Source organism: Curtobacterium sp. ME12 (assembly GCF_903970855.1).
GTDB lineage: Bacteria > Actinomycetota > Actinomycetes > Actinomycetales > Microbacteriaceae > Curtobacterium > Curtobacterium poinsettiae_A.
Genome location: NZ_CAJCKD010000003.1, coordinates 111454 through 129409, shown reverse-complemented (window position 1 = coordinate 129409; position 17956 = coordinate 111454). Strand labels below are relative to the sequence as shown.

Here is a 17956-nt window from a genome sequence, read left to right as displayed (position 1 = left end):
CGCGGACGCTACCCCCGGCGCGCGAGCAGCGACCTCAGCTGTACGACCGCGCCGAACGCCGGGGTGTCGAGGTCGGACTTCGTCCACCGGACGACCGCCCAGCCGAGTCGTTCCATCTCGCGGTAGCGGCGGAGGTCACGGCCCCACTGCTCGGCGTCGGTCCGGTGGTGGTCGCCCTCGTACTCGACGACGATGCGCTGCTCCGGGTAGGCCATGTCGACGCGGCCGACGAACCGACCGACTTCGTCGAGCACGTCGACCTGCAGGTCGGGCTCGGGCAGCCCCGCGCGGACGATCGCCAGTCGTGCCCGGGTCTCCTGGGGCGACCCGGCCCCGACCCGCACGAGCTCGAGCGCGACCCGCAGTCGTCGGACACCCGATCGTGCGCCGGCCAGGGCGACGGCGGCAGCGAGGTGGTCGATCGTCGTCCCACACCGTCGTTCCGTGACGATGGCATCCCCGAGTACGACGAGCTGGTCGACCGAGAGCACGGCGCCGCAATCCACCCACAGCGCCGCGGGCGTGCTCGTCGGCATCCCCCACCGCTCCGTCACCCGGGCACGGTCCGGTGTGATGCGGTGCCCGACGACCCCGCGGCGTCGCGGTTGTGCGATCGGCATGGGACTCGTGACGTGCACCGGTCCGTCGTCAGCGAACGGGACCGGCAGCTGCCAGAGGACCGCCGCCGAGACGTGACTGATGAACTGCCCGGGAACCAAGACCGGCCGGAACGCCCGGATCCGGTGCACCGGGTCGGGCGGACGGTCACGTTCCCATCGGATCGACCGGGTCGGCCGGATCAGGTCACGCCGTCGGAGACGTTGTCGGGAGACGCCCGCGCGGTCGGCGGCACCGACGTCGAACGTGCGCCCGCGCAGCGGTGTCGGAAGTGGTCGTGCTCGCATGACCACCACGTTCGCGCCCCGCGCCCGCTGCCCGCGCGCCGAACGCGACTTCTGTGCACAACGCGCCCCGGGCCTCCCGTGTGGAGGACCAGGCACGCGCAGATCGTGAGCAGAAATGGTCGGGTCGCCGCCCCGCACCCGACCATTTCTACTCACGAAGCGAAACCCCCACCGCGACCCACCGCCACCACCACGACACCGCCCGGCCCATGTCACGTCAACCGCTACGATCGACGCACGAGCCAACGGAGGTCGAAGCGCATCATGGGAGACGGCAAGCCCGCGACCATCTACGACGTCGCCGCACGCGCCGGGGTCTCGAAGTCCCTCGTCTCCCTCGTGCTGCAGCGCTCCCCCCGGGTCAGCGACCAGCGCCGGGCAGCCGTGCTCAAGGCCATCCAGGAGCTCGACTACCGCCCCTCGACCGCGGCCGTCTCCCTCGCCGGCACGCGCAGCCGCACCATCGGCGTGGTGCTCGACGACTTCCGGAACCAGTGGTTCGTCGACCTGCTCACCGGCCTGCGCGAGAGCCTGCAGGACCAGGGGCACCGGCTCGTGGTGGCCGACCGGTTCCTCAACACGGGGCTCGATGCCTCTCCGGTCGAGGGCTTCCTGTCGATGCGCGTCGAGGGCATCGTGATCGCCGGCGAACCCACCACCGACCTCGCGATCCCCGCTTCGATGCCGCTCGTCATCGCCGGCGGCCGCGTCGCGATCCCCCGCGCCGACACCGTGGCGAACGACGACCACGCCGGCGGCGGCATCGCGGCGCAGCACCTGCTCGACCTCGGCCACACCCGCCTCGGGTTCGTCGGTGCGAGCTCGGCGGCCTCGGCCGAACGCCGGGCCGGGTTCGAGCAGGCTGCCGCGACACGTGCGTCCGTCGTCACGACGGTGCTGCCCGGCGAACCCACCGAAGAGGCCGGTTCCCGCGCCCTCGGCATGCTCCTCGACGAGCACCCGGACGTCACCGCCGTCTTCGCCGCGAACGACGTGATGGCCCTCGGCGCCCTGTCCGAACTCGCCGAACGCGGGTTGCGCGTCCCCGAGGACGTCTCCGTCATCGGCTACGACGACACCCCGGTGGCCGCGATGCGGTACGTCGGCCTGACGAGCATCGACGACCGCAGTGTCGAGATCGGCCGCGGCGCCGGGGAGCGCCTGCTGGCCCGCATCGCCGATCCACGGATCGCCGCCTCGGAACTCCTCGTCGAACCCCGCCTGGTCGCGCGACGCACCACCGCCACGCGCTGACGGAACCCCGGACGGGAGGCCCGTCCCACCTCCGACCCGCCCGCTTCGTGAGCAGGAATGGTCGGGTCCAGGGCCCGTACCCGACCGTTTCTGCTCACGAAGTCGTGCCGGGCGGCTCCGCGTGCTGCACGATCCACGAGTGCATGACGATCGCCGCGGCGGCCGAGGCGTTGATGCTCCGCGTCGACCCGAACTGCGTGATCTCGAGGTGCGCGTCGGCACCGGCGACAGCCTGCTCGGTCAGCCCGGGGCCCTCCTGCCCGAACAGGAACACGCAGCGCTCCGGGATCGTCGCGGTCTCGATGCGCTCGGCACCGGGGGTGTTGTCGATGGCGACGACGGGACGCTGCTCCTCGGCCATCGCGGCGAGGAACGCCTCGACGTCGGGGTGGTAGCGGACGTGCTGGTAGCGGTCGGTGACCATCGCCCCGCGCTTGTTCCACCGGCGTCGCCCGATGATGTGCACGGTGCCGGCCAGGAACGCGTTGGCGCTCCGCACGATCGATCCGATGTTCAGGTCGTGCTGCCAGTTCTCGATCGCCACGTCGAACGCGTGTCGTCGGGTGTCGAGCTCGGCGACGATCGCGTCCATCGACCAGTACCGGTAGCGGTCGAGCACGTTCCGGGAGTCCCCGTCGGCCAGCAGCTCGGGGTCGAGCCTCGGGTCGTCGGGCCAGGGTTCCGGGTGCGGCCCCACCCCGTTGGTCGTCAGCTCGTGCGACGGTTCGGGCGCAGTGGTCACCCGACCAGCGTACGGCCGGGCGCGGCGTCAGGCGGTGCGCACCCCGTGGGCGATGCGCGACTCGATGCCGGCGATCAGGATGTCGAGGCCGAGCGCGAACCGGTCGTCGTAGGAGTGCTCACCGAGGATCTCGCCCACCAACCGGTGCCGCTCGGGTCGGCCGGCCTCGGAGTCTCCACGTCCGACCTGCACCCCGGCGTGCCCGACCACGAAGTCGTACACGACGAAGAAGGTGTACATCGCCTCGGCCGGCGGAAGCCCGGCGTCCTGCAGAGCACCGACGACCTTCGCCACGACGGCGTCGGACTCGGTCGAGGCGAGCGGGGCGCGCTGGCTGTGCGACTCGAGCACGAGCGGATGGGTCCGCATCAGGTCACGGAACGTCGTGGCGAACGTGCGGACGACGGCGTGCCACTCGTCCGGCCAGACGAAGGTGGCGGTGAACTCGTCGACGGTGCGGCGGACGAGCTCGGCGTGCAGGTCGTCCAGCCCGCCGATCGTCCGGTGCACGGTCATCGGGGCGACCCCGAGCCGCACGCCCAGCGCCCGGAAGGACAGGCGGTCGAGGCCGTCCTCGTTCGCGATCGTCGTGGCGGCGTCGATCACCTGCTCGCGGGACAGCACGTTCGGGCGGCCTCGGCGTCGTCGCGGCGTCACCTCGAGCTCCGTCTCCGACACCGTGGCGGGTCGGGGCGCGGCGGACGGGGTTCCGGGTTCGACGAGCACGAGGGGGCCTCCTTGATTCGGTACGTGTCCCGAAAAGCGTAGAGCAAAAGCCGACCGCGGTTCGGTGTCTCGACCTTCTCGGGTCTCGGAGCAGCGCGCAAGAGCCGCCCCGGGCCTCCCGGCCCTTTCCGAGCCGGCCACGAGCAGGCCACGAGCCGCCCACGAGCCGCCCCTGAACCCCTGCGCAGTAGGGTGATGGCCATGGCGACCCGAGACGACGTCGAGTGCTGGCTGACCGACATGGACGGCGTGCTCGTCCACGAGAACCAGGCGCTCCCGGGCGCCCCGGAGCTCATCCAGCAGTGGCTCGACGACGGCACCGAGTTCCTCGTGCTGACGAACAACTCGATCTTCACGCCGCGCGACCTCAGCGCCCGCCTGCGGAGCTCGGGCCTGCACGTGCCCGAGGAGCGGATCTGGACGAGTGCGCTCGCGACCGCCGACTTCTGCAAGTCGCAGATGCCCGGCGGCTCGGCGTTCGTGATCGGTGAGGCCGGCATGACGACCGCCCTGCACGAGGCCGGGTTCATCATGACGGAGACGGCTCCCGACTACGTCGTCGTCGGCGAGACCCGCAACTACTCGTTCGAGGCGATCACCAAGGCCGTCCGGCTCATCCGCGCGGGCGCCCGCTTCATCGTGACGAACCCCGACGCCACCGGCCCGAGCGCCGAGGGGGTCCTGCCGGCCACCGGCGCCATCGCGGCGATGATCGAGAAGGCCACCGGCAAGCAGCCCTACGTGGTCGGCAAGCCGAACCCGATGATGTTCCGCTCCGCGATGAACCGGATCGGCGCGCACTCCGAGAACACCGGCATGATCGGCGACCGCATGGACACCGACGTGCAGGCCGGCATCGAGGCGGGGCTGCACACCGTGCTCGTGATGACGGGCATCAGCGACCAGGCGGAGATCGACCGGTACCCGTTCCGCCCGAGCGAGGTCATCTCCGGCGTGCACGAGCTCGTGCGCACCGAGCCCTTCGAGGTCGAGCTCTAGCCGGACGCTCGCGACCGCTCGCGTCGGCCGCGGCCGCTACCGGGCGTCGACCCCGGCGCCGGAGGCGACCGCGGCACCCGCCGCAGCCGGTTCGTGGGACGCCCCACGGGCCTCCAGGGCGAAGGCCGCCATCGGCGGCACCGTCCGCCACCGCTTCGCGAGCCGACGGGGGCGGTCGTCGTACCAGGCGATGATCCCGCCCGCCACGATGCCGAACGCGAGCACCCCGAACGAGAACAGCCCGATCAGGCCGAGCAGGGTCAGCTTGCCGAAGTCGCCCGTGTCCGCCGTCGCCGAGAACCCGATCGACCCGAAGTCCCAGAAGGCGTGCAGCAGCACCGGGGCGAGGAGCGACCCGGTCAGCCGACGCGCGACGTACAGCGTCGACCCGAACGACGCCGCGAACACGACCTGGACGAGCGTCGGACCGATCCCGGCACCGGCGAGCGCGTTGAGCAGGTGCAGCAGCCCGAACAGCGCGCACGACAGGGCCCACACCCCCATCTCCGGCAGCCGCCGCCGCAGCCCCACGAGCAGGATGCCGCGGGCCATCAGCTCCTCGAAGACCCCGACGAACAGCACCCCGACGGCGAGTAGCACGAAGTAGTGCGCGGGCAGCGCCGTCCAGTCGATCAGGGGCAGCCGGACGACGCACACCACGAGCACGAGGATCGGCGCGAGCATCGTCCACCGCAGCCGTGTCCGGACCGGGTCGACCGTCGCGATCCGCCACCAGCCGAGCGCCGTGACGAACAGGGCGAGTGCCGCGACCGCGATGCCCTCGGGGATGACGAGGGCGTGCACGACGCTGTCGACCGTCTGCCCGAGGGTCGCGTAGTCGTCGCTCGGCCGTGACCGCCAGGCGCTGATCGCCGCGAACACCACGATCGGCGCGAGCCCGAGCAGCAGCGACGGCGGCACCGGCCAACGACGGCGAGGGGCTCGGACGGAGGCGGTGGTGGTCATCTGCTGGTTGTACCAGGCGGGACGTACGATTGGCGGTATGCGCCTGCCATCCCTGTCCACCATGGCAGAGGACTACGTCAAGCTCATCTGGAAGGCCAGCGAGCGCGGCGGACCCGGCTTGGCGACGCGGGACATCGCGGCGTCGCTGAAGGTGTCGGCGTCGACGGTGTCGGGCAACCTCAAGAAGCTCGACCGCGACGGCCTGATCGAGCACACCCCGTACTACGGCGTCGTGCTCACGCCGCTCGGGCAGCAGGTCGCGGTGGCGATGGTCCGGCGGCACCGGCTGATCGAGACGTTCCTGGTGGAGCGGCTCGGCTACTCGTGGGACGAGGTCCACACCGAGGCCGAGGCCCTGGAACACGCCGTGTCGGAGCAGTTCCTCGACCGGGTCGACGCCGACCTCGGCCACCCGACGCACGACCCCCACGGCGACCCGATCCCCGGTGCGGACGGCATCGTGCCGGACTCGCCCGGCACGCTCCTCGGGGCGATCGAGCCCGGTGCGTGCGGCACCGTCGACCGGGTGTCGGACGACGACCCGTCCCTGCTGCGGTACTTCGACGAGCTCGGGGTGGGGCTGGGGACGCACCTGCGGGTGGAGCGGGTGCGGGACTACGCCGGCGTCATCGCCGTGTCGCGGCGGGCGACCGACGGCTCGGAGTCCCTCGTCGACCTGCCGGCGGCGGCGGCGTCGTCCATCTGGCTCGCGCCCGACGGCGACTGACCGCGCTGGTCGGCTGGTCGGCTGGTCGGCTGGTCGGCTGCCACGCATGCGTTGGCCGGCCGGTCGAGACACCCCGCTCACGTTCGCTGAGAGGTCAGGAGCTGTCGCCCGGGAGCCCCGCAGCCGACGGTTCGCGACCACTCGGCGCCCAGCGCACGGGGTGTCGTGACCGCACCGCGGCCCGCGAACGCGCGTGGTGTCGGACGGGAGGCCCGGTGCCCCGCCGCCACGCGCCTCCCGTCCGCCGCCCCCATCGGTCACGACACCCCGCTCAACTCCGCCGAGCGGTCACCATCTGTCGCCCGCGAGCCCCGCAACCGACGGTTCACGACCACTCGGTACCCCGCCCACGGGGTTTCGTGACCGCGCGACGCGCCCGCCACACCCCCGCGGCGGCGACGCCTCGCGACCACCCGGCGCTCCCGGCCGGGCGCGCCCGCCGGCCCTACCCCTTGACGGAGCGCGTCCGGCCGAGCGCGACCTCGCGCCGAGCCCGTTCGAGGGCGAGCGCGGATGCCGCATCCGGGTCGTGGAGCAGCCGTTCGGTCTCGTGCACGTGCTCCCGGACGGCGTCGGTCCCACGGTCGGCCGCCGCGGCGAGGACCGGTTCGACGACGACCTCGCCGAGTCCCACCAGGGCACGCGACAGGCTGAGCCGACGCTCGCGGTCCCCGACGCCGAGCTGCACGGCGAGGGTCCGCGCGAGCGCCGCCCGCTCGTCGTCCGGCACCAGTGCGACGGCCGTGCGCCACGCCGCGCGGAGCACCTCGTCGTCGTGGTCCTCGAGGAGCGGGCGCACCGCGGGCCACGCGTCCGGGTCCCCGATCTTCGACAGGGTGTGGAGCGCCTGGCTGCGGGCCTGCGGCTCGGGGCGCTCGAGCTCGGGCAGGACGCGGGCCACGACGTCGTCGGCGGGGTGCCGGGTGAGCGCCCACGTCAGCATGTCGCGGACGAAGAAGTCCGGCTCCACGGCGCACTGCGCGACGAGCACCTCGAGGTCCGCGGGGTCCGGGGTGGTCCCCGCGGCCATCACGGCCTGCAGCCGGGCGGAGGATCGCGGGTCGGCGAGGGCATCGGTGAGCGTGGTCATCCCTCCATCGAAGCCCCTCGCGCCGGGGCCGTGTCAAGCATCGGGGCATAGCGTCGGGAGACGTGCGGTTCGCTCCCACCGCACCTCCGACCACGAAAGGACCTCCGTATGCCCCGCATCGGTACCAGTGACCTGCACGTGTTCCCCCTCGCCCTCGGCGGCAACGTCTTCGGGTGGACGGCGGACGAGTCGACCTCGCACCACGTCCTCGACGCCTACACCGCGGCCGGTGGCGACTTCATCGACACCGCGGACGTCTACTCGGCCTGGGCGCCGGGCAACTCGGGCGGCGAGTCCGAGCAGGTCATCGGTTCGTGGCTGCGCGCCTCGGGCAAGCGGGACGACGTCGTCATCGCGACGAAGGGCTCGCAGCACCCGGAGTTCCAGGGCCTCGCTGCGGACACCGTCGCCGCCGCTGCCCGCGCGAGCCTCGAGCGCCTCGGCACCGACCGGATCGACCTGTACTACGCGCACTTCGACGACCAGTCGACCCCGCTCGAGGAGACCGTCCGCGCCTTCGACCAGCTCGTGCAGGACGGCCTGGTTCGCTACACCGCGATCTCGAACTACTCGAAGGACCGCGCCGCGGAGTGGATCCGCATCGCGACCGAGAACGGCCTCGCCCAGCCCGTCGCCATCCAGCCCCACTACAACCTGGTGACGCGCCAGCCGTACGAGGCCGAGATCGCACCGCTCGCGCACGAACACGGCCTCGGCGTCGTGCCGTACTTCTCGCTCGCCGCGGGGTTCCTGACCGGCAAGTACCGCTCGAAGGACGACTTCGCCGGCAAGGACCGCGAGGGCCAGGTGTCCGGCTACTTCACCGACGAGGGGCTCGCCGTCGTGGACGCGCTGTCCTCGATCGCCGACGCACACGGCTCCGAGATCGCGACCGTCGCACTCGCCTGGCTGCAGGCGCAGCCCGACGTCGTCGCACCGATCGCGAGCGCTCGGAACACCGAGCAGCTGCCGGCGCTGCTGGCCTCGGCGGAGCTCCAACTCACCGCCGACGAGCTGCAGACGCTGTCCGACGTGTCGGCGAAGGTACCAGCGAGCGCCTGACGCCGGCGCATCTCAGCCGATGCGCGTGCATGTTGCGACATCCCACTCGTCGTTCGACGGGTGGGATGTCGTTCGTTGCACACGCATTCGATGCGTGTGCATGTTCCGACAGACCACCGGTCGATCACGGGGTGGAACGCCGCAGAACAGGTGCGACCCGCCCCGACCGCCGGACGCCGACGACCGACCCGCCCCGCCTACGCCCCCGGCGCCAACGACCCGGACAGCGGCTGCCCCGACGACCGCGTCACGAAGCACGAGATGAACCGGTCGCCCTGGTCCCACGTCGCCTGGTCGGGCGCGTAGGAACCCTGCACCTGCACGTCGCCCACGGCAGCGGCGGCCGAGGCGTTCAGCGCCGTGTCGGACTGGCACTGGTCGGCGGCCTGGGTCGCCAGGGCCTCGGCGCCCGGGTAGGTGTCGCCCTCGACCGCGAGCCGCGCGGTCAGCTGCCCGATGTGGGGCGTCGCGCAGTCCACCACCGTGAAGGTCTGCGACCACGCGTTCGTGAACGGCGACAGGCACTCCCCTCCGGCCAGGTCGGTCCACGGGTGCTCGCCGGGCAGGGCCGGGGTCGTGGCGAACTGCAGCGTGGCGGACGGTGCTGCGGCGTCACTCGACTGCGAGGCCGACGCCGACGGCGCAGCGCTCGGTGTCGCCGGCGCCGACGAGGCAGCGACCGGCGACTTCGTCGGCACGGCCTGGTCGGCGATGTTGTTGCCGAGGATCCACTTCGACAGCAGGAACACCAGCACGATGAGCACGAGGATCAGCGCGATCGAGCCGTAGATCAGCAGCTGCTTGCCGCGCTTGCCCTCGTTCCGCAGCCGCGCGAAGCCCTCGTTGATGAAGTTGTCGCGGTCGCCGGACTGCCGGTCCGGACCGCCGGCGGGCCGTCCGGCAGCAGCGGGCGCGGAGGCAGCAGCAGGAGCGGCAGCCGCCGCGGGCACGGCAGCCGCCGGCATCATCCGCGTCCCGGTCTCCTCCGGGTCGTAGCCCGTGCCACCGAGCTGCCCGACGGCCTCGGTGCCGAACAGGTCCTTGATGGCGCTCGTGTCGCTGGTCTCGCGGCCGTCCCACTCGGACTGGTCCAGGTCGTCCGGCGCCGCGGCCGGCAGGGACTCCGGCTGCGGACCGGTGTCGTTCCCGCGCAGCCCGAGCACGGCGTCGAGGTCCTGCCCGACCGACGGCGGCAGGTGCGCCGGGTACTCCTGTGCACCGGCGGGTTCGACGAGCGGCGGCGCGGCGGTCGGCGGCGCGGTCGCGTCGGGCTCGGACCACCAGGGCGTGCCGGCAGCCGGCATCGCGGTGGTCGGCGCGTCGGCCTGGAGGCCCTCGGTCGCGTCCGGCACGTCGTCCCCGGCGGACCCACGGGGCGCGTCCACGGCCTCGGTCGCCTCCGACGGAGCACCAGCGGCAGCAGCAGCAGCAGCGGCACCAGCGCCAGCGCCGGCGCCAGCGCCAGCACCAGCACCAGCGCCAGCACCGGGAGCGGCCGGGGGCACCACCGGCGGCACGGGGACCGCGGGCGGCACCGGGTAGGTCCGCGGCGCCTGCGGCAGCCCGGTGGCCGGGGTGTCGACCTCGCCGGCGACGACCTCGTCCTCGTCGTCCAACTCGTCGGCGAGCGACCAGGACCCGGCGGACAGCGCGGTGGTGTCGAACGAGTCGGTGGTCAGCGTCGCCGGTACCTCGCCGGGCTCGTCGTCGCCGATCGCCCAGTCGAACGGCCGGTCGTGCGCGCCGGTCTGCGTGGGGACCGGCCCGGTGCTGGTGATGCGCAGCAGGTCGGTGAAGGTCGGCGGCTCCTCGGTCGGGGGCAGCACGTTCTCGACGCCGACGGGTTGCGGGGCAGCGGGCGCAACGGGCGGCACGGACTCCGGGTGGTTCCCGGTCGCGCGCCCGAGCCAGTCGACGTCGGCGCGGCCCTCGCCGAAGGGGTCCACGCGGCGACGTTCGTCCTCGATGGCCTTCGCCGCGGCCGCACGTTCGTCGCGGTGCGTCTGCGCGGTCGGCAGCACGATCGACGACGGGTGCGGCGCGGTGGAGTCCGGTGGGACGTCAGCGGCGGCCGGGATCCGGTCGTGCAGTGTCGAGCGCTCGTGCTCGACGACGGCGTCGGGGTTCTCGGAGGGGGCGAGCAGCTCGGGCGGCATCGAGATGGCCTGGGTCGCACCGTCGTCGAGCGCCGGAGCCGGAGCGGGCGGCACCGGCGCAGCCGCAGCAGGAGCCGCAGGCGCGGCGTCCTCCGCCTCCCCCTCGGCCACGAACGGCTCGGGCAGCGGTGCGCCCGTCTCGCGGGCGGTGCGCTCGGCCGCACGGCGCTCCCGCCGCGACGGCCAGTCCTCCTCGCCGCGTGGAGCCCCGAAGATGTCCGCAGCGCTGCGGAGACCGTGGAACGGAGCGTCCGATCCGGACGCACGCCGAGCCTCCAGGCCGTCGTCCCCGTCTGCCGGGCCGGCGGTTCCGTCGGGTTCGCGTGCGTCGTCCGGACGCTCCTCGGTCACGCGGTCAGCCCCAGATCAGCCAACCCGATGGCCGCGAAGTAGGGGTAGCCGGCCGCCTCGATCGTCTCCTTGGCACCGGTGTCCCGGTCGACGACGACCGCGACGGCGGCGACGATCGCGCCCTCGCGCTCGAGCGCTTCGGCCGCCTTGAGCGGCGAGCCGCCGGTGGTGGAGGTGTCCTCGAGCACGACGACGCGCTTGCCCGTCAGGTCCGGTCCCTCGACCTGCTTGCCGCGGCCGTGGTCCTTCGGCTCCTTGCGGACGACGAAGGCGTCGTAGGTCAGGCCCCGGGCGGCGGCCTGGTGCAGGACGGCGCTGGCGATGGGGTCGGCGCCCATGGTCAGGCCACCGACGGCGGAGACGTCCGGAACCTGCTGCACGAGCTCGGTCATGACCTGCCCGATCAGCGGCGCGACGCGGTGGTCCAGGCTGACCTTCCGCAGGTCGATGTAGTACGTCGCCTTCTTCCCGCTGGTCAGGGTGAAGTCGCCGTGGAACACCGCTTCGGAGGAGATGTACTGGATCAACTGTTCGCGCGCGTCGGTCACAGCGCACAAGGGTAGTCGTTCGGGCCCGCAACGCGCTCCCCCAGCCTGTGGGCCGCGGGGTGCCGGCACCGAGGCGGCCTCGGTACGCTCCGGGGCATGTCCCGAGCACCGCGCCGCCCCGCCGTGGAGCCGGCTCCGTCCGGCGACCGCCGGCCCGGCGCGGTGGCCGTCACGGTCGGACGGGAGGCCCTGGGCGGCCTGGTCGCGCTGGCCCTGGCCGTCATCGCCCTGCGCCACGTCATCGCGACGGAACGGGTGGCGTTGCTCTGGTACGACGGCGACTCGGTGCTGCTGCCGCTCGTCGAGCGCTCGCTGCAGGCCGGCCAACCGTTCGAGTGGGCGATGTCGCCCGCGCTGTTCTTCTTCCCCGAGCTGCCCGTGTACCTGTTCTGCTCGCTGGTGACCGCGACGCCGCAGCAGGCCCTGGCGCTGAACGGGGTGCTCGTGCTGCTCGCCGTGTACGCGCTGGTGCGGGCGGCCGCGAGCGAGCTGATGCCGTCCGCCGGGCGCCCTGCCCGGATCGCGGTGTCGGCGGGGGCACTCGGTCTGGTCACGCTGCTCGTGCTGACGGAGTCGTCGGCGACGGCGACCTCGCTCGAGCTGGCGTCCCTGCTGCTCACCACGACCTACTACTACGGCGCCGTGCTGGCGGTGCTCGGCACCGCGGTGCTCGTGCTGCGGGCGGTGCGCCTCGGCCGGGCGTCGGTGCCCCTGCTCGTGGTGCTCGGACTCGTCGCCGCGTGCACGACCGCGTCGAACCCGCTGTACGTGCCGTGGTCGGCGGCCCCGGTGGTCGTCACCCTCGGGCTCCTGGTGCTGGCACGGCGGGTGCCGTGGCGCCCCGCTGCGCTGCTCGCCGGTGCCGTGACGGTCGGTTCGGTCGTCGGGTACCTGGTGCGGATCCCGCTCCGGCCGTTCGTCTCCCTCGACCCGGCGACGTACGTGCAGCCGTCGCGGGCCGGGGAGACCCTGCGGTTCTTCGCGGCGCTGACCGACGACCGGGCGGGGACGGCACCGGGCGACCTCGGACTCCTGCTGCTGTTCGCCGGGGTGCTCGTCACCGTCGGCGGCACGGTCTGGGCCTGGCGGGTCCGCACCGCACGCACCGTGCTGGTCGCGACGCTGCTGCCCCTGGTGACCGTCGTCGCCGTGTCCGTCGGCGTCGTCGTCGCCGGGTCCGAGACCCCGCGCTACCTGCAGCCGATCGTGACCGCACCGCTGCTCGCACTCGTCGCCGTGGCAGAGCTCACCCGCACCGCGGTCCGGCGCACCCGCGTGCACCGCCCGCACCGCGGGGTCCGAGCGGGGGTGGCGGTCGCGATGGCCGCCGTGCTCGCGACCGGGGTCGCAGTGGCCCCCGGCACCGCCCACGCCGTGTCGACCGCGCGGTACCCGGCGGCCGCGTGCCTGGACCGCTGGGCCGACGGACGCCAGGTCACGGGCGTCGGGCAGTTCTGGACGGTCCGGCCCCTCGCGACCTACGCGTCGACGAACGTCGAGTTGCTGCAGGTGCGCGACACCTTCGAGACGTACCCGTGGCTCGTCGACCTCGGTGCCTACCGCGACGCCGACCCGAGCTTCGTGGTGGTCGGCTCGCACGACCTCTGGACCACCGCGGTCGAGGACTCCCTCGGCCCCCCGGCGACGATCACCCACTGCACCGGGTTCGACGTCTACGACTACGCCGGCACCGCCGGGCAGGCGATCCTGCGGCGCGACGTCGTCGGGAGCGCCGACCTCATCCGGCGCGACCGCGGCTTCTGATCCACTGCTGAAGTTGTCCACAGCGGCGCGTTGCCGTCCGATGCTCGCTGTACGGATGTATAGGCTCGTGCTCGATGTCTCGTCCCAGCAGCCCCCGCGCCCACCGTGTCCCCGTGCGCCTGCGCCTCGCCGTCACCGGCCTGGCACTCGCGGGCCTCGTCGGCACGGTCATCGCCGACGCTCCGGCGGCCCAGGCAGTGACCTACCCCACGTGGGACGAAGTGAAGTCCGCCCGCGGCAAGGAGTCCGCCAAGCAGGGGCAGATCACCGAGATCCGCGGCATCATCAGCGAGCTCGACGCCAAGGTCGACGCTGCCGAGGCGAAGGCGCAGAAGCTCGGCGACGTGTTCTACAAGGCACAGCGCAAGGCCCAGACCGCCGCCGAGAAGGAACAGCAGCTCCGCGCCGACGCGAAGGACCACGCCGAGGTCGCCGACCAGAGCGCCGCGCAGGCCGGGCAGTTCGCCGCGCAGATGTCCCGCTCCGGTGGCGCCGACGTCACCACATCGGTGATCACCCAGGGCGAAGACGCCAGTGACCTGCTGTACAACCTCGGTGCGCTGAGCAAGCTCTCCGAGCAGGCCGAGCGTGTGCAGGCCGCCGCGAGCGCCGACGCCGCCGTCGCCAGCTCGCTCGAGGCACAGGCCGACCGCGCCGCCGAAGCGCTGGGCGACCTCGCTGCCGAAGCCGAAGACCGCATGCAGGAAGCCCAGGCGGCGTCCGACGCCGTGCAGGCCGCCTACGACGAGCAGCAGTCGAACAAGGCCCGACTCGACGCCCAGCTCGCGACCCTGACCTCCGGCCGCGTCCGGACCGAAGCCGAGTTCGCCAAGGGTGAGCGCATCCGCAAGGCGGCGGAGGAGAAGGCAGCTCGCGAAGCCGCAGCACGCGCAGCCGCCGCGCAGCGAGCAGCCGCCGCACAGGCCGCGAACTCCGGCGGGGGCGCTCCGTCGGGCGGCGGCTCGACCGGCAGCAGCGGCTCGGGCGGCGGCGGTTCCGTCGGCGCGGGCTCGGGGACCGGCTGGGTCCGCCCGGCCAGCGGCTACGTGATCAGCCCGTACGGGTACCGCGTGCACCCGATCACCGGCGTCGTCACCATGCACGAGGGCACCGACCTGGCGAGCGGCTGCTACACGCCCATCGTCGCGGCCTCGGCCGGCACCGTCGACTACGTCGGCTGGTACGGCGGCTACGGCAACTACGTCCGCATCAACCACGGCGGCGGGGTGCAGACCGCGTACGGCCACATCGTCGACGGCGGCTTCCGGGTCGCCACGGGGCAGCAGGTCTCCGCGGGGCAGCTCATCGCCCTCGTCGGCTCCACCGGGGCGTCGACCGGCTGCCACAGCCACGTCGAGGTGCACATCAACGGGGCCACCACCGACCCGGTGCCGTTCATGAGCGCCCGCGGGGTCGCCTTCTAGCCGACCGGCTCCGGCTCCGGCGATCCGCCCGTCCCCAGGTCGTCGATCCCGTCGTCGCCGGCGTTCCAGAGCGCCCGGTACCAGGCGGTGCGCTCCGGGTCGTCCGGCAGCCCGTACGCATCGTGGAACAGCGGCTCCCACCCGGGTCCGTAGTTCCAGCCGAGCGCCATCGTCGCCACCGCGATGTCGGCCCAGCGGTCCGCGACCCCCATCGCGTCCAGGTCGACGTGCCCGCTCCACCGCCGGTCCGCACCGATGAGGGTGTTCGGCGTGCACGGGTCACCGTGACAGACGACGATCCGGTCGGTCGGTGGTTCCGGACCGAGACCGCCCGGGCCGAGCTCGGCGTCGGCGTCGGCGGCAGCCCCGCGCGCACGATCGAGCCGGTCCGCGGTCGCCCACGTGAACGGGCAGTCGTCGACGGGCAGGGTGTCGTGCAGCGCGCGCAGGCCCTCCCCCACCGCGACCACCGCGGTCCGGGGTTCGTCGTGCCAGCGCGGGTCGACGGCGCTCCACCCGGGCACGGCACGGGTGTGCAGCCAGACGCCGTCCCCGTCGGTGCCGTGGTCGAGCACCTCCGGCACCCGGGCGTACCGGGACGCCCACGTCAGCCGCGCGGCCTTGCCGCTGATCCACGACCCGTAGGCGTGCGGCAGCACCTTCACGAACTCCTCGGCGTGCGCATCCGGTCCGATACGGAACGTCGTCCCGCCGATCTCGTTGTGCCAGACGAGGGCGACCTCGCGGCACCGGGCCACCTCGGTGACCACGCGCGGCACCGGGTCGGTCTCGCCCGGCCGGGGCAGTCCACCGATCGAGCGCACCACGGTGACGCTCAGTGCACGCGGTCCGGACGGGACGACCCCGACCCGCCACGGGCGATCTCGAGCAGCACCGGCAGGCGTTCGCCGAGCAGGGCGTCCAGGTCGGCGACGACGGCCTCGACCCGTTCGGTGATCTCGCGCGGCGCGGCACCCCGGCGCGGACGGACCCGCACCCGGATCGCCCGACCACCACGGACCCGGTAGACGTCGACGGCGAGCGAGCCGACCTGCGGCATCTCGCCGATGGCCGAGGAGAGCGCGTGCTGCACGGCCGTGGACTCGATGCGCACCGAACCGGCGACGCCGTCGGCCGAACCGTCGCTGTCCACGACGGTGCCCTCGCGGCCACCGCCGAGCGTCGTCAGCACCACGAGGGCGAGCACGCCGAGCACGACGCCACCGCCGAGCACGCAGGTCCACGCGAACACCGAGTCGTCACGCGACGCCCCGGTGCCGAGTCCGGCGAGGACAGCACCGACCGTGCGCCACCACGAGGCGACGAGGGGCACCCCCTGGGCGGTCTGCACCAGGATCGCCGCCACCCCGGCGACGAGCAGGACGAGCCCGAGCACGACGAGCGCCGTCCGGCCGAGCCCACGGTTCGTGGCGTTCATCCGTCCACCCGCCCGGTCGGCTGCACCCGGACCCGTGCGGCGAGAGCTGGCTGCGCGTCGATCGCGACGAACTCCCGCTCGACGGCCTCGGTCGCGGCGACCGCGGGGACGTCCACGCCGGCTGCGGGACGGAGCACGACGTCGACCGTGCGGCGACCGACGGTGCCCACGGCGGCGTCGTCACCGAGCCGGGTCGCGGATCGGGCGGCGCGGGCCGCAGCGGAGGCCAGGACCTCGTCGTCGACGACCACTGCGAGCCGGTCGGACGACATCACGTGCCGCGGACGCCGCTGGGGCAGGATCCCCTGCAGCAGGAGGACGAGACCGATCAGGGCCACGACGGCACCGATGCCGATCACGATGGTGGTGTCGAGGCCGTCCGGAGCGGCGAGCGCGGCGTCGACCACCGCACGGGGGTCGACGCCGAGCACGTTCTGGTCGAGCAGGACGAGTGCGCCGGCGAAGACCGCGGCGGCGGCGAGCACCAGGGCGATGAGCATCGCGACGACGACGGCGCCCGAACGGGAGACGTGGGTCTCGCGGCGCAGCAGGCGGCGGTGGGTGGCGTGGTGGTCGTCGGGCGAGGGGCCGGCGGGGGCGATCGGATCGGCGTTGCCGCCGGCGGGATCGACGGCTGTGGCGGCGGTCACCGGACCCTCCGTGGGGTGTCCACGACCGACGAGGCGAAGGTCACGGTCACGCGGGCGACCTGTCGGCCGGTGATGGTCCGGAAGCGCGCGGCGATCGTGCCGCGAGCGCGGTGCGCCGTGGTGACGACGGGTTCGTCGGGGAGTGCGTGCGAGCCCAGCACCGGCAGGGCGAGCGGGGCGGTGATCTCGACCGCCAGCGCACCGCGACCGTCGTCGGCGACCCGGGCGCGGACCTCCCGGAAGGCCACGCGCAGTGCTTCGGCGGCGACCGCCTGGGCGGTGTGCACCAGCGCGGACGTGCCGATGCGGTCGGAACCGCGGAGCCGGACGCCGCTGTCGCCGGTCGTGGCGACGGCGGCGTCGCTCACGACGAGCTCCGGCGTCCGCGCAGCACGTCCAGCAGGCGGCGGAAGTCGACGTCGCCCGTGACGATGCGGGCGACCAGTGCGCCGACCGCCATGCAGACGGCGACGACGACGAACGCCCAGAACCCGAGCGTCACGGCGACGATCGCGAGCAGGGCGCCGGTGCCCATCCCGACGACGGTGGCGTTCACCGGACCCGACCGTCCCGGGTGTCGGGCTCGTCCGCGACGCCGTTGAGTGCCGGGATGTTCACGTCGTTGATGGCGATGTTGACCTCGGTGACCTCGAGGCCGACGAGCTCGGTGACGGCGTTCGTGACGGCGGCGCGCACCGCCGAGGCGACCTCCATCATCGGCGTCGGGTAGTCGACCACGATGGTCAGGTCGACGGCCACCTGGGTCTCACCGACCTCGACGCGGACGCCCTGGCCGAGCGCGCTGGAGCCGATGGCGTCGCGGATGGCGCCGAACGCCCGCGAGGCGTTGCCGCCGAGTGCGAAGACGCCGGGGACGTCGCGAGCGGCGATGCCCGCGACCTTCGCGACGACCGTGTCGTCGATGATGGTCCTGCCCTTGGCGGTGACCTGCGTCGTGGTGGTGCCGGCGGGCTGGGTGCTCCCGGCCCCGGTGCCGAGCGCTGCCCCGGTCGTGGTCCCGGTCGGGGTCCCGTCGACGCGGTTCGTCGTCGATGCCATTGCTGCCTCCGTGCGATCGATTGCTGGCCTCCAGCGAACACCATCGTGCCGCACGCCGTACAGGCGGCGCACGTGCCGTCCGGTCGCGCAGCCGA

General features: G+C 73.4%; 19 protein-coding genes. 6 read left to right on the top strand and 13 right to left on the bottom strand.

The annotated features are described in order from the left end of the window. Positions 1–8 precede the first annotated feature (8 nt). Positions 9–620: an endonuclease domain-containing protein gene (locus tag H7A73_RS03155; protein WP_182064629.1), complete on the bottom strand. Its 612-nt coding sequence runs from the start codon at positions 618–620 to the stop codon at positions 9–11. A 549-nt stretch (positions 621–1169) separates the two neighbouring features. Here H7A73_RS03155 and H7A73_RS03150 point away from each other — a divergent pair. After that, entirely contained in the window at positions 1170–2159 is a 990-nt protein-coding gene (locus H7A73_RS03150; RefSeq protein WP_182064628.1) for a LacI family DNA-binding transcriptional regulator, read from the top strand. A 94-nt stretch (positions 2160–2253) separates the two neighbouring features. Here H7A73_RS03150 and H7A73_RS03145 read toward each other — a convergent pair whose 3' ends face one another. After that, a complete protein-coding gene (locus tag H7A73_RS03145) occupies positions 2254–2901 on the bottom strand; it encodes a TrmH family RNA methyltransferase (RefSeq protein ID WP_182064627.1) in 648 nt (215 codons plus the stop codon). A 27-nt stretch (positions 2902–2928) separates the two neighbouring features. Beyond that, complete coding sequence (locus H7A73_RS03140; RefSeq protein WP_182064626.1) at positions 2929–3627, bottom strand: TetR/AcrR family transcriptional regulator; 699 nt, start codon at positions 3625–3627, stop codon at positions 2929–2931. A gap of 201 nt (positions 3628–3828) precedes the next feature. On the opposite strand from H7A73_RS03140, the gene H7A73_RS03135 reads away from it, so the two are divergent. Beyond that, a complete protein-coding gene (locus tag H7A73_RS03135; protein WP_111234866.1) occupies positions 3829–4626 on the top strand; it encodes an HAD-IIA family hydrolase in 798 nt (265 codons plus the stop codon). A 36-nt stretch (positions 4627–4662) separates the two neighbouring features. Here the strand turns inward: H7A73_RS03135 and H7A73_RS03130 are convergent, their stop codons facing one another. Further along, positions 4663–5592: a CPBP family intramembrane glutamic endopeptidase gene (locus tag H7A73_RS03130; protein WP_182064625.1), complete on the bottom strand. Its 930-nt coding sequence runs from the start codon at positions 5590–5592 to the stop codon at positions 4663–4665. Between the two features lie 37 nt (positions 5593–5629). On the opposite strand from H7A73_RS03130, the gene H7A73_RS03125 reads away from it, so the two are divergent. Continuing rightward, positions 5630–6319: a metal-dependent transcriptional regulator gene (locus H7A73_RS03125; protein ID WP_027464846.1), complete on the top strand. Its 690-nt coding sequence runs from the start codon at positions 5630–5632 to the stop codon at positions 6317–6319. Positions 6320–6764: 445 nt separating this feature from the next. Here H7A73_RS03125 and H7A73_RS03120 read toward each other — a convergent pair whose 3' ends face one another. Then, positions 6765–7409 carry a HEAT repeat domain-containing protein gene (locus H7A73_RS03120; protein WP_182064624.1) on the bottom strand — a complete coding sequence of 215 codons (645 nt, stop codon included), beginning with the start codon at positions 7407–7409 and terminating at the stop codon, positions 6765–6767. 108 nt (positions 7410–7517) lie between these two features. Here H7A73_RS03120 and H7A73_RS03115 point away from each other — a divergent pair, with 108 nt between their 5' ends. Beyond that, positions 7518–8471 (top strand): aldo/keto reductase, encoded by a 954-nt coding sequence (locus H7A73_RS03115; RefSeq protein ID WP_182064623.1) that lies wholly within the window; start codon positions 7518–7520, stop codon positions 8469–8471. Between the two features lie 197 nt (positions 8472–8668). On the opposite strand, the gene H7A73_RS03110 is transcribed toward H7A73_RS03115, so the two are convergent. Both H7A73_RS03110 and pyrE read right to left on the bottom strand, forming a co-directional pair. Beyond that, positions 8669–10978 carry a septum formation family protein gene (locus H7A73_RS03110; RefSeq protein WP_182064622.1) on the bottom strand — a complete coding sequence of 770 codons (2310 nt, stop codon included), beginning with the start codon at positions 10976–10978 and terminating at the stop codon, positions 8669–8671. After that, the gene (gene pyrE, locus H7A73_RS03105) at positions 10975–11526 is read right to left on the bottom strand and encodes an orotate phosphoribosyltransferase (RefSeq protein ID WP_182064621.1); all 552 of its coding nucleotides are present in this window, start codon (positions 11524–11526) and stop codon (positions 10975–10977) included. Before pyrE ends, H7A73_RS03110 begins: the two co-directional genes overlap by 4 nt. A gap of 96 nt (positions 11527–11622) precedes the next feature. Between pyrE and H7A73_RS03100 the strand changes: the two genes are divergently transcribed. Beyond that, on the top strand, positions 11623–13290 hold the full coding sequence (locus H7A73_RS03100; RefSeq protein ID WP_182064620.1) for a hypothetical protein: 1668 nt from the start codon (positions 11623–11625) through the stop codon (positions 13288–13290). A 74-nt stretch (positions 13291–13364) separates the two neighbouring features. Continuing rightward, positions 13365–14714, top strand: a complete 1350-nt coding sequence (locus H7A73_RS03095) for a M23 family metallopeptidase (protein ID WP_182064619.1) — start codon at positions 13365–13367, stop codon at positions 14712–14714. On the opposite strand, the gene H7A73_RS03090 is transcribed toward H7A73_RS03095, so the two are convergent. Genes H7A73_RS03090 through H7A73_RS03065 form a run of 6 tightly spaced genes read right to left on the bottom strand, consistent with a single transcriptional unit; the run spans position 14711 to position 17861 of the window. Beyond that, entirely contained in the window at positions 14711–15538 is an 828-nt protein-coding gene (locus H7A73_RS03090; protein WP_259362668.1) for an aminoglycoside 3'-phosphotransferase, read from the bottom strand. The genes H7A73_RS03095 and H7A73_RS03090 overlap by 4 nt on opposite strands. 11 nt (positions 15539–15549) lie before the next feature. After that, positions 15550–16152: a hypothetical protein gene (locus H7A73_RS03085; RefSeq protein ID WP_182064617.1), complete on the bottom strand. Its 603-nt coding sequence runs from the start codon at positions 16150–16152 to the stop codon at positions 15550–15552. Next, on the bottom strand, positions 16149–16802 hold the full coding sequence (locus H7A73_RS03080; RefSeq protein ID WP_182064616.1) for a hypothetical protein: 654 nt from the start codon (positions 16800–16802) through the stop codon (positions 16149–16151). The genes H7A73_RS03085 and H7A73_RS03080 overlap by 4 nt, the downstream gene beginning before the upstream one ends. After that, on the bottom strand, positions 16799–17170 hold the full coding sequence (locus H7A73_RS03075) for a hypothetical protein (protein ID WP_182064615.1): 372 nt from the start codon (positions 17168–17170) through the stop codon (positions 16799–16801). Before H7A73_RS03075 ends, H7A73_RS03080 begins: the two co-directional genes overlap by 4 nt. Then, complete coding sequence (locus H7A73_RS03070) at positions 17167–17358, bottom strand: DUF2273 domain-containing protein (protein WP_027464859.1); 192 nt, start codon at positions 17356–17358, stop codon at positions 17167–17169. The genes H7A73_RS03075 and H7A73_RS03070 overlap by 4 nt, the downstream gene beginning before the upstream one ends. Continuing rightward, positions 17355–17861, bottom strand: a complete 507-nt coding sequence (locus H7A73_RS03065; protein ID WP_182064614.1) for an Asp23/Gls24 family envelope stress response protein — start codon at positions 17859–17861, stop codon at positions 17355–17357. The genes H7A73_RS03070 and H7A73_RS03065 overlap by 4 nt, the downstream gene beginning before the upstream one ends. Positions 17862–17956: the final 95 nt, after the last annotated feature.